The 14,658-nt window shown below is 64.6% G+C and carries 11 protein-coding genes and 2 pseudogenes; 7 read left to right on the forward strand and 6 right to left on the reverse strand.

What is annotated here, in order from left to right:
• Positions 1 to 14: 14 nt before the first annotated feature.
• From kdpB to DM992_RS42545, 4 genes are read right to left on the reverse strand one after another with little or no spacing between them, the layout of a single operon-like run.
• On the reverse strand, positions 15 to 2,120 hold the full coding sequence (gene kdpB, locus DM992_RS39770; RefSeq protein WP_275427588.1) for a potassium-transporting ATPase subunit KdpB: 2,106 nt from the start codon (positions 2,118 to 2,120) through the stop codon (positions 15 to 17).
• A 46-nt stretch (positions 2,121 to 2,166) separates the two neighbouring features.
• Entirely contained in the window at positions 2,167 to 3,975 is a 1,809-nt protein-coding gene (kdpA, locus tag DM992_RS39775; RefSeq protein WP_111021743.1) for a potassium-transporting ATPase subunit KdpA, read from the reverse strand.
• Positions 3,972 to 4,064, reverse strand: a complete 93-nt coding sequence (gene kdpF, locus DM992_RS39780) for a K(+)-transporting ATPase subunit F (protein ID WP_063597840.1) — start codon at positions 4,062 to 4,064, stop codon at positions 3,972 to 3,974. The genes kdpA and kdpF overlap by 4 nt, the downstream gene beginning before the upstream one ends.
• Complete coding sequence (locus DM992_RS42545) at positions 4,064 to 4,168, reverse strand: potassium ABC transporter ATPase (RefSeq protein WP_193394959.1); 105 nt, start codon at positions 4,166 to 4,168, stop codon at positions 4,064 to 4,066. Before DM992_RS42545 ends, kdpF begins: the two co-directional genes overlap by 1 nt.
• Positions 4,169 to 4,787: 619 nt before the next feature.
• Between DM992_RS42545 and acsA the strand changes: the two genes are divergently transcribed.
• The 6 genes and pseudogenes from acsA to DM992_RS39810 form a co-directional block, all read left to right on the forward strand.
• The gene (gene acsA / locus DM992_RS39785; protein ID WP_111021744.1) at positions 4,788 to 6,557 is read left to right on the forward strand and encodes an acetate--CoA ligase; all 1,770 of its coding nucleotides are present in this window, start codon (positions 4,788 to 4,790) and stop codon (positions 6,555 to 6,557) included.
• Positions 6,554 to 7,576 carry a pyruvate dehydrogenase (acetyl-transferring) E1 component subunit alpha gene (gene pdhA, locus DM992_RS39790; protein WP_111021745.1) on the forward strand — a complete coding sequence of 341 codons (1,023 nt, stop codon included), beginning with the start codon at positions 6,554 to 6,556 and terminating at the stop codon, positions 7,574 to 7,576. The genes acsA and pdhA overlap by 4 nt, the downstream gene beginning before the upstream one ends.
• Positions 7,573 to 8,547 (forward strand): alpha-ketoacid dehydrogenase subunit beta, encoded by a 975-nt coding sequence (locus DM992_RS39795; RefSeq protein WP_111021746.1) that lies wholly within the window; start codon positions 7,573 to 7,575, stop codon positions 8,545 to 8,547. Before pdhA ends, DM992_RS39795 begins: the two co-directional genes overlap by 4 nt.
• A 27-nt stretch (positions 8,548 to 8,574) precedes the next feature.
• On the forward strand, positions 8,575 to 9,714 hold the full coding sequence (locus DM992_RS39800; protein ID WP_105393394.1) for a dihydrolipoamide acetyltransferase family protein: 1,140 nt from the start codon (positions 8,575 to 8,577) through the stop codon (positions 9,712 to 9,714).
• Entirely contained in the window at positions 9,711 to 9,971 is a 261-nt protein-coding gene (locus DM992_RS39805) for a phosphopantetheine-binding protein (RefSeq protein WP_105393395.1), read from the forward strand. The genes DM992_RS39800 and DM992_RS39805 overlap by 4 nt, the downstream gene beginning before the upstream one ends.
• A 209-nt stretch (positions 9,972 to 10,180) precedes the next feature.
• A pseudogene (locus DM992_RS39810) lies at positions 10,181 to 10,467 on the forward strand (polyhydroxyalkanoate depolymerase); the annotation flags it as partial.
• Here DM992_RS39810 and DM992_RS39815 read toward each other — a convergent pair.
• Positions 10,454 to 11,155, reverse strand: coding sequence for a phosphoribosyltransferase family protein (locus DM992_RS39815; RefSeq protein WP_204356237.1), 702 nt, complete (start codon positions 11,153 to 11,155; stop codon positions 10,454 to 10,456). The pseudogene DM992_RS39810 and the gene DM992_RS39815 sit on opposite strands and share 14 nt — an antisense overlap.
• 6 nt (positions 11,156 to 11,161) lie before the next feature.
• Positions 11,162 to 11,611 carry a CBS domain-containing protein gene (locus DM992_RS39820; RefSeq protein WP_111021747.1) on the reverse strand — a complete coding sequence of 150 codons (450 nt, stop codon included), beginning with the start codon at positions 11,609 to 11,611 and terminating at the stop codon, positions 11,162 to 11,164.
• Between the two features lie 757 nt (positions 11,612 to 12,368).
• Between DM992_RS39820 and DM992_RS39825 the strand changes: the two are divergent.
• Positions 12,369 to 14,503 (forward strand): annotated as a pseudogene (locus DM992_RS39825) (NAD(+) synthase).
• Positions 14,504 to 14,658 lie beyond the last annotated feature (155 nt).

Raw genomic sequence — 14,658 nt, forward strand, 5'->3', positions numbered from 1 at the left:
ATGAACCTCTACAGTCATGCCCAGCCAAATGCACTCAGGGTCATGTCGATCAGCTTGATGAACGGAAACGGCAACAGGATCCCGCCCAACCCATAGACCAACAAGTTACGGCGCAGCAGCGCCGCCGCGCCGAGCGGACGATACTTCACGCCCTTGAGCGCGAGCGGAATCAGCGCAACGATGATCAGCGCATTGAAAATGACGGCCGACAAAATCGCCGAAGACGGCGACGTCAGGTGCATCACGTCGAGCACCCGCAACTGCGGGTATGTCGTCGCGAAGGCCGCCGGAATGATCGCGAAATACTTCGCGACGTCGTTGGCGATCGAGAAGGTCGTCAGCGAGCCTCGCGTCATCAACATCTGCTTGCCGATCTCGACCACCTCGATCAGCTTGGTCGGATTCGAATCGAGGTCGACCATGTTGCCCGCTTCCTTCGCTGCCTGTGTGCCGGTGTTCATCGCCACCGCGACGTCGGCTTGTGCGAGTGCGGGTGCGTCGTTCGTGCCGTCGCCAGTCATCGCGACCAGTCGCCCCTCGGCCTGATGCGTCCGAATCGTCGTCAGTTTCGTCTCGGGCGTCGCTTCGGCAAGAAAGTCGTCAACGCCGGCCTCCGCGGCAATCGTCGCCGCAGTCAGGCGATTATCGCCGGTCACCATGATGGTCTTGATGCCCATCTTGCGAAGCTCGGCAAAGCGTTCCTTGATGTTGCCTTTCACAATGTCCTTCAGCTCGATCGCCCCGAGCACGCGCGCGAGGCCGTTGTGCAGTTCCGACACAACGAGCGGAGTGCTGCCGCGTCTCGCAATGTCATTGACGATCTGGTCCATTTCTGCCGGAAAGCGACCACCGCGCGACTCGACGTGGTGCTTGATCGCATCGGCCGCGCCCTTGCGAATTTCTCGATCCGGCAGATCAACTCCACTCATGCGGGATTGCGCACTGAACGCGAGAAAGGTTGGATGAAGAGCAGCCATGTCGCGTTCGCGAATATTGAATCGTTGTTTCGCCAGGACAACAATGCTCCGACCTTCCGGCGTCTCGTCAGACAGCGACGCCAGTTGTGCCGCATCGGCAAGAGCATCTTCAGTCACGTTCATCACCGGGAAGAAAGCGGAAGCCTGGCGGTTGCCGAGCGTAATCGTGCCGGTCTTGTCGAGCAGCAGCACATCGACGTCGCCGGCCGCCTCCACCGCGCGGCCTGATGTCGCAATCACGTTTGCCTGCATCATCCTGCTCATCCCGGCGACACCGATTGCCGACAGCAGGCCACCGATTGTCGTCGGGATCAGGCACACGAGCAGCGCAACGAGCGCGGTGATCGTGACGGCATGCCCAGCCTTCACAGCCGCGACGGAGAAGATCGAGAACGGCAGCAATGTTGCGGTCGCCAGCAACAGTACGATCGTCAGTGCGACGAGCAGGATTGTCAGTGCAATCTCGTTCGGTGTCTTCTGACGCTTCGCGCCCTCGACCATCGCGATCATCCGGTCCAGGAACGCTTCGCCGGGGTTCGCCGTGACTCGGACGACGATCCAGTCGGACAGCACGCGCGTGCCGCCTGTCACCGACGAAAAGTCGCCGCCCGATTCGCGAATCACCGGCGCGGATTCGCCCGTGATCGCCGACTCGTCAACCGACGCGACGCCTTCGATCACCTCGCCGTCAGCCGGGATCGTGTCTCCGGTTTCGACCAGAACGATGTCATCCCGACGAAGGTCGCTCGCCGTCATGATGCGAACCGGCGATTTCGGATGTGCATCCTCCAGTTTCTTCGCCATTACATCGTGACGCGCCGCGCGCAGCGACGCGGCTTGCGCCTTCGAGCGCCCTTCGGCGAGCGCCTCCGCGAAATTCGCGAACAGCACGGTGAACCACAGCCACAGCGCGATCGCGACAATGAAGCCTGCAGGCGCCTCCGCCTCGCCGCGCAACGCGGCAAACCAGAGGATCGTCGTCAGGATGCTGCCGACGTACACGCAGAACATCACTGGATTACGCAGTTGCGTGCGAGGCGCGAGCTTGCGGAATGAATCAATCAGCGCCGGCCGCACGATGGACGGATCGAACATCGACCGTGCCGCAATACGCGTATGACCAAGATTGTCCGGACGATGCATCGGAGGTTCGGTATGGGAAGTCATGCTTGCCTCACCATCAAGGACATCAGTGACCTGCAATCATCATCAAGTGCTCGACCATCGGCCCGAGCGCCAGTGCAGGCACATAGGTCAACGCGCCAACCAGCACCACGGTCCCGAGCAGCAACACCACAAACAACGGCCCGTGGGTCGGCAACGTACCGGCCGTTACGGCAAGGCGCTTCTTATCTGCAAGTGATCCCGCGATCGCGAGCACTGGCACGATCGTGCCGAGCCGGCCGAGCCACATGACGATCGCAAGCGTTACGTTGTAGAACGGTGTATTGACTGACAGACCAGCGAAAGCGCTACCGTTGTTATTCGCAGCGGAGCTGTATGCGTACAGGATCTCCGAAAAGCCGTGCGGCCCGGGGTTCGCAATGCCCGCCACGCCTGCCGCCGACAGCACCGCGACCGACGCGCCGACTAGCACGAGAAGGGGCGTCAGCAGAACCGCAATCGACACCATCTTCATCTCATACGACTCGATCTTCTTGCCCACGTATTCTGGGGTGCGCCCGATCATCAGCCCGGCGACGAACACCGCGAGCAGCGCGAACACGAGCATCCCGTACAGGCCGGAGCCGACGCCACCGTAGATCACTTCGCCCAACTCGATAAGCAACAGCGGCACGAGTCCGCCCATCGGCGTCAATGAGTCATGCATGTTGTTGACCGCGCCACAGGAGGCGGAAGTCGTCGCGACGGTGAAGATCCCCGACTGCGCGATACCGAAGCGCGTTTCCTTGCCCTCCATGTTGCCGCCGTCCTGGCTGGCAGTCGCACTCTGATCGACGAGCAGCGTCGTGAACACGGGGTTGCCGGCCTGCTCGGCGGAAATCTCGCCCCAGCAGGCGACCGCGAACGCAATCGTCATCGCCGCGAGGATCGCATAGCCCTGGCGAGCGTCACCGACCACCCTGCCGAAGACGATGCATAGCGCGGCGGGGATCACCAACATCGCGATCATTTGCACGAAGTTGGCAAACGGTGTCGGGTTCTCATACGGATGCGCAGAGTTCGCATTGAAGAAACCGCCGCCGTTGGTGCCGAGCATCTTGATCGCTTCCTGCGAGGCCGCCGGTCCCATCGCGATCGTCTGCTTGTCGGCCTTCTGCTCGACCATCACCGGGTTGCCCTTCGCATCCTTCACCGGGTTACCCTGTGCATCCGTTTTCGGCACCTGATAGGTCGTGACCTGCAGCGTCGGGACGTCGACATAAGCAAGGTAGTTCTGAATCGCACCCTGACTCACGAGCACCAGCGCGACGACGGTCGCGATCGGCATCAGGATATACAGCGTGATGCGTGTCAGGTCCACCCAGAAATTGCCGATCGTCTTCGCCGAATGACGCGCGAAACCCCGGATCAGCGCGATCACGACTGCAATGCCGGTCGCGGCGGAAAAGAAGTTCTGTACGGTCAGGCCCGTCATTTGCGTCAAGTAACTGACGGCCTGCTCAGGCGTGTAATCCTGCCAGTTGGTGTTGGTCACGAAGCTGACTGCCGTGTTGAATGCGGCATCGGGCGTCATCGGACCGAATCCCTGCGGATTGCCCGGCAACCATTGCTGCAAGCGCAGCACGCCATAGACGACGAGCACGCCGAGCGCGTTGAAGACGAGCACCGCGAGCGCATATTGTTTCCATGACATCTCGGCGCTGGGATCGACACCCGCGAGCCTGAACAGCAACGATTCGACAGGGCGGCCGATACGCCGGACGACGACGGACGAGCCATCGAGCACGTTCGCGATGTAACGGCCGAGCGGCAGTGCGAGCGCAGTCAAAATGACAATGTAGAGTGCGGTCTGGAACAGATTGTTGAGGTTCATTCGAGATCCTCCGCGCGCAGCAGCGCATAAAGGAGATAGGCGAAGAGAATGAACGTCGATGCTCCAGCGAGCCACATCATCCACGGGATCATGGCCGGCCTCCCTTTACGCGGCGGAGTTTGTCGCAACCGGCAACCATCGTGGCGATCAGGCCGGCAAAGGCGCCGATGCCGATCAGGTAAAGGAGATCCATGAGCGTGCCTCCGGTTGGACTTCCACTAGATCCAGCGTATGTAGACCACAGTAAACTTTGCGGTAAGGGCTCTCGCGAAAGCGTAAAAACTTTGTATACAGCGGATGCCGCGACGTTGCCTCGGCGGCGGACACACTTGGCACGTATCGCGACGAGCCGCGTGCGTCTTCTAGATGCGAAGCAAGCCTCGCAATGCTTGCCGACGCATCGGATACCGGGGCAAAGCGTTACGACTGGCTAGCATCAGGTTAGATGTCGGCTCATATGACCGATTGACTTGAGTCAACTGACGGTTTGCGGGAGGAAAATCGGGGGCGGGTGACGCGATCGGGGCGCGAATGTCCATTCCAAGACAGAGGCGGCGTTACAGCGGCCGCTTTGCGCGCCGATCGTCGTTGCGACCACGCCGGCGCCCGAAGACACGCATGCGGCCCTGCCGGCCACCGCCGCGTATCTTCCCGAAATCTGATGGCCGACGACCGATGCCGCGGCGATTCATTCAATGGTATCGAACGCGCCGTGCATGGCTTGCGCAACGACCCGGCATTGACGCATGTCAAGGGAAGATCGGTGGTGGTTACTTAAATTGAAACCGTCTGACCGACCGCCAGATGTCTATATGAACGTCCCTGCGATCATCGCCAAAACACCCGCCGACTTGCGCGTCGCGCCGAATCTTCTCGACTACGATGACGAGCGGCGCCACTTCTCGTGGGCATCCGTCGCCCGGGAACTCGCCGTCGAACCTGCCGGCGGCATGAACATCGGCTGGCTGGCGGTCGACCGTCATTGCGCCGGCCCTCGCCGCGACAAGATCGCCCTGCGCTTTCTCAGCCGCAATGCCGCGCGCCGCGCCGTCAGCTATGCCGAGCTCGCGACGCTCACCAACCGTTTCTGCAACGTGCTGCGCAGCCTGGGCGTCGGCAAGGGCGACCGTCTCTTCATCGTCGCCGGACGGATCCCCGAAATGTATGTCGGCATGCTCGGTGCACTCAAGAACGGCACGGTCGTCTCGCCGCTCTTTTCCGCGTTCGGGCCGGAGCCGATCGTGACGCGAGTCAATCTCGGCGCGGGGACGGTGCTGCTCACGACCGACACGCTCTTCGAGCGCAAGATCGCGTCATGGCGCGAACGCATGCCGGATCTCAAGCACGTTCTGCTCGTCGCGGACGAGCCCGGTACCACGACCACCATTGCCGGCACCCACGACCTGGCGTCGCTGATGGCCCGCGCGACGGATACGTGTCGCTATGAAGCGACTTCGCCGGAGGACATGGCCCTGCTGCATTTCACGAGCGGCACCACAGGCACGCCGAAGGGCGCGATACACGTACATGCGGCAGCGGTCACGCACTGGATCACCGGACGCTATGCGCTCGATCTGCATGACGACGACACGTACTGGTGCACCGCCGACCCCGGCTGGGTCACGGGCACGTCGTACGGGATCATCGCGCCGCTGCTGCATGGCGTCACCTCGATCGTCGACCGCGAGGAATTCGATGCCGAGCGCTGGTATGGCCTGCTCGAGGACGAGCGCGTATCCGTCTGGTACACGGCCCCGACCGCCGTTCGCATGCTGATGCGGGCCGGCGTCGAGATCGCAAGGCGGCACGCGTTCCCGAACCTGCGCTTCGTCGCCAGCGTCGGCGAGCCGTTGAACGCGGAAGCCGTCTGGTGGGGAAAGAACGCGCTGGGACTGCCGATCCACGACAATTGGTGGCAGACGGAAACCGGCGGAATCATGATCGCTAACACACCCGCATTCGACATCAAGCCTGGTTCGATGGGAAGGCCGCTGCCGGGCGTGGATGCGGCGATCGTGAATCGCGACGCGAACGGCGGCGTGCAATTCCTGGACGGACCGGACGTCGAAGGCGAACTCGCGCTCAGACGCGGCTGGCCATCCATGTTCCGCGGCTATCTGAACGAAGACGCGCGCTATCGGAAGTGCTTTTCCGGCGAGTGGTATCTGACGGGCGATCTGGCGCGGCGCGATGCGGACGGCTATTACTGGTTCGTTGGGCGCGCCGACGACGTCATCAAGTCGGCCGGTCACTTGATCGGCCCGTTCGAGGTGGAAAGCGTGCTGATGGCGCATCCGGCGGTTGCGGAGGCGGCGGTGATCGGCAAGCCGGACCCGGTGGTGGGCGAATCGGTCAAGGCATTCGTCGCGCTGAACCAGGGGCAGCGCGCCGACGAAGCGCTCCGGATGGCACTCCTCGCCCACGCGCGAAAGCGCCTCGGCGCGGCCGTCGCACCCAAGGAGATCGCGTTCGTCGAGCAGCTCCCGCACACGCGCAGCGGCAAGATCATGCGCCGCCTGCTGAAAGCCCGCGAACTGGGGTTGTCGGAAGGCGACACGTCGACACTGGAGAGCGGCTCATGACACCCCTGGACCATGCGCCCCCACCCCCGCCCTCCGGCCCGGTTCCCTACCCTGCAGATTTCGCGCTCGCGCTGTTGCGCGACATGCTGCGCGTGCGCCGCCTCGAAGAGAAATGTGCCGAGTTGTACGGCGCGGGAAAAATACGGGGCTTCCTTCATTTGTATATCGGCGAGGAAGCCACCGGCATCGGCGCACTGCATGCGCTGACGCCCGACGACAACATCGTCGCGACCTATCGGGAACACGCGCATGCACTCGTGCGCGGCATGGAGATGGGTGTGCTGATGAGCGAAATGTATGGCAAGCGCGACGGCTGCGCGCGCGGTCGAGGCGGCTCGATGCACCTGTTCGACCGGAACACGCGGCTGTTCGGCGGAAACGCGATTGTAGGCGGCGGCTTGCCGCTGGCAGTCGGGCTCGCGCTTGCCGAGAAGATGCAGGCCAGCCAGCGCGTCACGGCCTGTTTCTTCGGCGACGGAGCCGTTGCCGAAGGCGCATTTCACGAATCGATGAATCTCGCGGCCCTCTGGAAGCTGCCGGTGCTGTTCTGCTGCGAGAACAATCTGTACGCGATGGGCACGGCCATCGAGCGCAGCGAATCGCAGACCGACCTGTGCAGGAAGGCCGCCGCGTACGACATGCGGGCGAGCTCGGCGGACGGCATGGACGTCGTGGCCGTGTACGAAGCAGGGAAGGACGCGGTCGAATACGTGAGGCGCGGCGCGGGGCCGATGTTCCTGGAACTTCGCACCTATCGTTTTCGCGCGCATTCGATGTATGACGCCGAACTCTACCGGGACAAGGCCGAAGTCGACGCATGGAGAACACGCGGTCCGATCCACACGTTCACCGCGCGCCTCAAGGCCGAAGGCAAGCTGACGGAAGACGCGTTCATCGCACTCGATGCCGGCGTAAGTGCCGAAGTCGACCGTGCGGTCGCGTTCGCCGAAGCCGGCGCCTGGGAACCGGCCGCCGACCTCCTGAACGACGTCTATACGACGACGGGGGGCCCGCGATGAGTCGGCGGCTCAGTTATCGCGACGCGCTGCGCGAGGCCCTGCACGACGCACTGTTGAACGATTCCCGCGTCTTTCTGATGGGCGAGGACGTCGGGCGCTATGGCGGCAGCTATGCAGTGTCGGCCGGATTGCTCGATGCATTCGGGGCCGAGCGCATCCGCGACACACCGTTGTCGGAGCTCGCTTTCACCGGCGCGGGCATCGGCGCCGCGCTGGGTGGCATGCGGCCGATCGTCGAGATCATGACGGTGAACTTCAGCCTGCTTGCCCTCGACCAGATCGTCAATACCGCCGCGCTCTACCACCATATGTCCGGCGGACAATTCTCGGTGCCGCTGGTCGTCCGCATGGCTACGGGCGCCGGGCGCCAGGTCGCCGCGCAGCACTCGCACAGTTTCGAAGGCTGGTACGCAGGCATTCCTGGCATCAAGGTACTCGCCCCGGCCACCATCGAAGACGCCCGCCACATGCTGAAGCCTGCATTGGCCGACCCCGACCCTGTGCTAATTTTCGAGCACGCCGGGCTCTACAACATGGAAGGCGAGCTGACGGAGGTCGACGGCGTCGACATTCGCACTGCGAAGGTCTGCCGCGAGGGCAACGACGTCGCGATATTCGCGTACGGCGGCTCGCTGCCGAAGGCGCTCCAGGCTGCCGATGCGCTCGCCGGCGACGGCATCTCGGCCGAAGTGACCGACCTGCGCGTGCTACGGCCGCTCGACGACGCGACGATCATCGCATCGGCGACGAAGTGCCGGCGGGTGGTCGTCGTCGACGAATGCTGGCGCAGTGCGAGCGTCGCGGCCGAGATCATGGCGCGCATCGTCGAGCAGGCGTTCTACGAGCTCGACGCGCCGCCGGCACGTGTATGTGCCGAGGATGTCCCGATTCCCTACGCCCGCCATCTGGAAGACGCGGCGTTACCCCAAGTCGACAAGATCGTCGCCACGGTGAAACAATTGTTCTCGTGATTGCTGATGCACTCTGGGAGAGAGGGCATGATCGAATTCACACTGCCTTCCATGGGGGCGGACATGGACGAGGGAACGCTCCTGGAATGGCTGGTCAAACCTGGCGACGTGGTCAGGAAGGGCCAGGTGGTCGCGATCGTCGACACGAGCAAGGCGGCCGTGGACGTCGAGAGCTGGCACGATGGAACGGTCGACGAACTGCTCGTCGAACCGGGCGAAAAAATTCCGGTAGGCGAGCCGATGGCCACGCTGCTCGAACCCGGCGAAGCGCCGCCGGCCGTGAGGCATGCGCGCCGGGCGGCGAGGCCTGCCGCGGCCGCAGCATGCGCGTCGCGCCGCAAGATCTCGCCGGCCGCGCGCAAACGGGCGCAACAATTCGGGATCGATCCCGGCGGTATCCCGGGTACCGGCCCGGAGGGCGCAGTGACGCTTGCGGATGTCGAGCGGACGATTGCCGCGGCGGCGGGTCCGGTCTCGGCCGGCGCACCCGGCGAACGCGTTGCCGAGATGAGACGGGTGATCGCCGCCGCGATGGAGCGATCGAAGCGCGAAATTCCGCACTATTACGTGTCCGAGACGATCCCGTTGGGAAAGGCATTGGCCTGGCTCGCGGACGAGAACGCGAAGCGTTCCATTACCGACCGGCTGCTTCCCGCTGCGCTCCTGCTCAAGGCCGTCGCCGTTACGCTCGCACGGTTTCCCGAACTCAACGGTTTCTATCGCCGGGGCGTCTTCGAACCAGCCCGCAACGTGCATCTGGGCGTTGCGATCTCGTTGCGCCAGGGCGGTCTGGTCGCGCCCGCGCTGCTCGATGTCGGCACCAAGCCTCTGACCCAACTGATGCGCGAACTGCTCGACCTGACACAACGATGCCGCACAGGCTCGTTGCGTAGCTCGGAACTGTCGGAATCGACGATTACCGTCACAAATCTCGGCGATCGAGGCGCCACCGAGGTGTTCGGCGTCATCTATCCGCCCCAGGTCGCGCTCGTGGGGTTCGGGCGGATCGCCGAACGGCCGTGGGCCGAAGATGGTGCGCTCGGCATCATGCCGCTGACGACCGCCAGCGTGTCGGCCGATCACCGTGTATCCGACGGCCATCGCGGAGCGCTGTTCCTCGTCGAACTGGGCGAGTTGCTGCAGCATCCCGGGGAGTTGAATCGATGAACGAAACGGACATCCTTTCCGTCGTACTGGCGACGCTCACATCCATCGCACCGGAAATCGACGTATCGGCGCTGCGTGCGGATCGCCCGCTGCGCAGCCAGGTCGATCTCGATTCGATGGACTGGCTTAATTTTCTGACGGGGCTCTATACACGACTCAAGGTCGAGATCCCGGAGCGCGATTACGGTCGTCTGGTCACGCTCGACGATGTCGTCCACTATCTTGTCGACGCGGGTACACGATTACCGCGGTCCTAGCAACCGTCGCACGGGGCGGCGAATGCCAGCTTCACACGCAGTGGCATGCGCCGTGCGCGGCAACTCCCCACCCTGACCGGCCACAAACGTCACGTCGCAATTGACGCGAGTCAAACGTGGCGGCGTATGGCGTGCGTAATAGAGTCGTACCAACCTGCCTCAAGCAGCTTTCGAAATTATTACAAAAAATTGCGCTGAAGCGCACTCTCGTCGAGCCGGCTGCGCTGCGTGGCCATGCTCTGCCGACCGTCGAGGGCTCACGCGACGCCGTGACGGGGCCGGACAGAAGCACGCCGCGCTGGAGATGTGCATCCGCCTTGCGCCGGCCGATCGGCAGCGCCTCGACGTCGACGGGTGCGGTCATTACGGCCCGTTCATGGACAAGCGCTGGCGCATTGACGTGCATCCGGGGCTGCAGGCCCCTTTCGCATCGGCTAAAGCCGATGGGCCAAGACGGCACGCAGCCCGACCGCGATCCCGCGTCACGGCGGGCTGACGCCGCCCTCCGGAGTGCTGCGCGCCTCGTCGAGTAGCCTGCGCACCTCGTCGTCTTCGGTCTGCTCGAAGTTCACGTAGAACTGGCTGATGCCGAAAAACGACACGGGATGCAACACGGCGACGAATCTGTCGATCAGATCGTCGAACTCGCGTTCGACACCGGCCGGGGCAACCGGCGCTGCCACCACCACACAGGCCGGGCGGCGTTCGCGCAGTGCCTGCAACGCGACGCGCATCGATGCGCCGGTCGCGATGCCATCATCGACGACAATGACCGTGCGCCCTTTGACGGGAACCGGCGGCCACGCGCCGCGGTAAAGCGCTTCACGGCGCTTCAGCTCGGCGGTCTCGTGCGCGATCACGTCCGCAAGCTGCGCCTCGGTCACGCACATCTCCCGGATCACCGAACGCTGCAGGTAGACCATGTGGCCGCTGGCGATCGCGCCCATCGCGAGTTCGGGGTTGACGGGCACACCGAGCTTGCGCACGACGAGCACGTCGAGCGGCGCACGCAGCGCGCGGGCGACCTGATACGCAACCGGCACCCCGCCGCGCGGCAGCGCCAGCACGACGACGTCGGCGCGACCCGCATACGCGTACAACGCTTGCGCGAGCTGCCGCCCAGCGTCAGCGCGGTCGAGGAACGGGTTCGTCACGATCGGGCTCCCGAAGCGCGGTGGCGGCATCATCCGCTATGCGCGAAAACGTTGTTCCTCGATCTGTTGAAGCTTGCCGACTTCCACGATTCCTCCGAGCAGCGCCGCCAGATATTCGACGATGTCATCAAGCGTGACAATGCCGGCGAGCCGACCCGCATCGTCGATGACCGGCAGTCGGCGGATGCCCGAGCGGCGCATCTCCTCGAGCGCGACGCTAATCTCATCTGTCTCCGATACGACGATCAGGCCGCGCGACATGATCTGGCCGGCCGTGACCTGGTCGGGGTCTTCACCGCGCGCCATCACTTCGACGACGAGATCGCGGTCCGTGACCAAGCCGATCGGCACAGGCTCGCCGTTACGATATTCGATCACGACGACGTCGCCAACGTGCGCGTGGCGCATGCGGTCGGCCAGTTGAAGTGCACTGCAATCGACCGTACAGGATTCGACGGGCTGCGTGCTGATTCTTCCGATTTGCATGCTTTACTCCTGTTCCGATGGCCGCGAGTGGCGCGCATGCACCATACGGCAACGAAGCGCGCGAGTTGCTTGACACGTAGTGCCTCGCGATCAGGTTAGGCGTGGCCGCCCGGCAGGCGTTGACGCACGTCAATGCATCGGGTGCGAGTATCCGCTCCGGTGAAGAACGGCCGCCTCGACGGGCAGGCCGTTGCGGCAGCCATCTATGCGAGCGCGCCGGTCGTCAACCGCGCGCGTGTCGCCCGATGCAGCGCCGCGCGGACGGGACGCGGTCCATGATGAATGCGGGAACAGTTCGAGCATCTAGCTACGCGGCGCAACCTGCACGACCGCGTCGCCGTAGCGAAACCGGTCTGCCCACGCCACCATCGGTCAGAACTACGCCGCAGGCGACAGCGAGATGGCGGACTGATGCGCGATCGTCGGCCCGGCCCCTGGCGTGTCGCGACGACGTCCCGCCAGCCCGGCGCGGGTAGCGCCGACCGCCCTCCCCGCAACACTTGCTCATGACGCTCCACGACGCGCCCCTCGCCGATTGCGGCGATTCATCTTCGCGGGGCGCCCGGGGCGGGCCCCTTGACACGCGTCAAGCGCCGCCTATTAGCGTGTATTTGACGTCCGTCAACGCATCGTCACCTCTTCGTTTCTAGATTCGGAGTTGAAGCGCCGGCCCGTCCGACAGGCCTCACGCCGATCGTGCCGCCGCCGTCCACGCCACCCCGCACGCCGACACATGGCGCGACATCCGGAACCAGCCATGACGACACCCGCCCGCTCCCGGCACCCGGTGCCCGGCGACACATCGGCGCAACGCTTCTTCAATCCATATCGGCATGGCTTTGTCCGGATTGCCGTCGCGGTGCCGCCCGTGCGCGTCGCGGACCCGGCCTTCAACGCGGCCCGCACGATCGACGCAATTCGCGACGCTGCGCGAGAGCACGCGTTGGCCGTCGTCTGCCCGGAACTCGGCCTGTCGGCCTATACCTGCGACGACCTGTTCCAGCAGCAGGCGCTGCTTGACGCCTGCGTCGCCGCGCTGGGCGACGTGGTGGCCGCGTCGGGCGAGCTCGCGCCGATCGCATTCGTCGGAGTGCCGCTGCGGTTCGGCACGACACTCTACAACTGCGGGGTGGTCGTGCATCGGGGCCGGATCTGCGGGATCGTGCCGAAGACCTATCTGCCAAATTACCGGGAGTTTTACGAGACCCGGCAGTTCGTGTCCGGGGACGCGCTTGCGCAGGAGACGGTCGATCTTCCGATGCAGGCCGGCATTCCATGCGGAAGCCGCCTGCTGTTCCAGGTCAGTGCCCAGCCGTTGCTGACGTTCCACGTCGAGATTTGCGAGGACCTTTGGGTGCCGGTGCCGCCGTCTTCGTACGCCGCCCTCGCGGGTGCAACGGTGCTGGTCAATCTTTCCGCATCGAACGCGACCGTGGCGAAGGCGGAATACCGGCGTGCGCTCGCCGGCAACCAGTCGGCCCGCTGCCTGGCCGCCTATGCGTACAGTTGCGCCGGCGCGGGCGAATCGACCACCGACCTCGCGTGGGACGGCCACGGCATGCTGTTCGAGAACGGCATGCTGCTTGCCGAGGCGCGCCGCTTCGCGCAAGCGCCGCAGCTCGTATTCGCCGATATTGATCTCGAGCGTCTCGCCAGCGAACGGATGCGGCAGACGAGCTTCGCGCAGGCGGCGTTGCGGCACCGGGACGCGTGCGCGGCATTCCGCACAATCCCCGTCCGCGCCGAGCTCGACGACAGCGGCTCGCTGCCGCTTGCGCGCGTCTGCGAGCGGTTTCCGTACGTCCCGGCCGATCCGGCACTGCGTCACGACCGTTGCGAGGAAATCAGCGCGATCCAGGTGCAGGGGCTCGTGACGCGCATGAAGGCGGCCGGCGTCGAGCAGCTGGTGGTCGGCGTATCGGGCGGGCTCGATTCGGCGCTCGCGCTGCTGACCTGCGCGCGTGCAACGGACGCACTTCATTTGCCGCGCGATCACGTGTTCGCCTGCACGCTGCCGGGCTTCGCGACCAGCGAACGCACGTCGGGCCAGGCGGTCCGGCTGATCGACGCGCTCGGCTGCCGGCACATCGATCTGGACATCCGGCCCGCCTGCATGCAGATGCTCCGCGATCTCGACCACCCGTTTTCGCACGGCGAGGCGCGCTACGACGTCACCTTCGAAAACGTCCAAGCGGGGATGCGCACCGACTACCTGTTCCGGCTCGCAAACCAGCATGCAGCGCTCGTGGTCGGCACCGGCGACCTGAGCGAGCTTGCACTCGGCTGGTGCACGTACGGCGTCGGCGACCAGATGTCCCACTACGCAGTCAACGCGAGCATTCCGAAGACGCTCGTGCGCTACCTCGTGCGCTGGGCTGCCGAACAGGGGCCGTTCGCGGGCGCGGCCGGACCAGTGCTCCACGACGTGCTCGAGACGGCGATCAGCCCGGAACTGATTCCGGGCGACGCCTACGCCGAACCGGCGCAACAATCGGAAGCGGCGGTCGGCCCGTTCGAGCTTCAGGACTTCAATCTCTATTACCTGCTGCGGTTCGGATACCGGCCGTCGAAAGTCGCGTATCTCGCTTGGAATGCGTGGCACGACGCCGCGCGCGGCGCGTGGCCCGACGTGCCCGCCGAAAAGCGGCACGCATACTCGATCGGCGAGATCCGGCACTGGCTCGAGGTGTTCGTGACGCGCTTTTTCGAAGACATGCAGTTCAAGCGCAGTTGCCTGCCGAACGGACCGAAGGTCGGCTCGGGGGCTCGCTGTCGCCGCGTGGCGACTACCGCGCGCCGAGCGACGCGAGCGCGCAAGCCTGGCTCGCCGACCTTGCCGCCGTGCCGGACACCGTCGATGACGACCCCGCCGTTGCCCCGCCGCCGCACTGAAGCCGATGCCGCAACACGTTCACGCGGCAGGACACGCGATGTCGCGTTTCGGTCCGGTCACGAGGATCGACTCAGCCGGCATGGCGAACCGTATGCGTCGAAGCGTCTCATCGGTTGTCGCTTCCGGACTTCACCTGGATCGAGGACTCCCAGCC

Source organism: Burkholderia sp. JP2-270, assembly GCF_003233675.1.
GTDB classification, from domain to species: domain Bacteria; phylum Pseudomonadota; class Gammaproteobacteria; order Burkholderiales; family Burkholderiaceae; genus Burkholderia; species Burkholderia pyrrocinia_C.

Excerpts from the sequence above, each read along its gene's own strand:
- kdpB (WP_275427588.1), bottom strand. The coding sequence starts at position 2,120 with ATGCATCGTCCGGACAATCTTGGTCATACGCGTATTGCGGCACGGTCG.
- kdpA (WP_111021743.1), bottom strand. The coding sequence starts at position 3,975 with ATGAACCTCAACAATCTGTTCCAGACCGCACTCTACATTGTCATTTTG.
- DM992_RS42545 (WP_193394959.1), bottom strand. The coding sequence starts at position 4,168 with ATGGATCTCCTTTACCTGATCGGCATCGGCGCCTTTGCCGGCCTGATC.
- acsA (WP_111021744.1), top strand. The coding sequence starts at position 4,788 with ATGAACGTCCCTGCGATCATCGCCAAAACACCCGCCGACTTGCGCGTC.
- pdhA (WP_111021745.1), top strand. The coding sequence starts at position 6,554 with ATGACACCCCTGGACCATGCGCCCCCACCCCCGCCCTCCGGCCCGGTT.
- DM992_RS39795 (WP_111021746.1), top strand. The coding sequence starts at position 7,573 with ATGAGTCGGCGGCTCAGTTATCGCGACGCGCTGCGCGAGGCCCTGCAC.
- DM992_RS39800 (WP_105393394.1), top strand. The coding sequence starts at position 8,575 with ATGATCGAATTCACACTGCCTTCCATGGGGGCGGACATGGACGAGGGA.
- DM992_RS39805 (WP_105393395.1), top strand. The coding sequence starts at position 9,711 with ATGAACGAAACGGACATCCTTTCCGTCGTACTGGCGACGCTCACATCC.
- DM992_RS39815 (WP_204356237.1), bottom strand. The coding sequence starts at position 11,155 with ATGCCGCCACCGCGCTTCGGGAGCCCGATCGTGACGAACCCGTTCCTC.
- DM992_RS39820 (WP_111021747.1), bottom strand. The coding sequence starts at position 11,611 with ATGCAAATCGGAAGAATCAGCACGCAGCCCGTCGAATCCTGTACGGTC.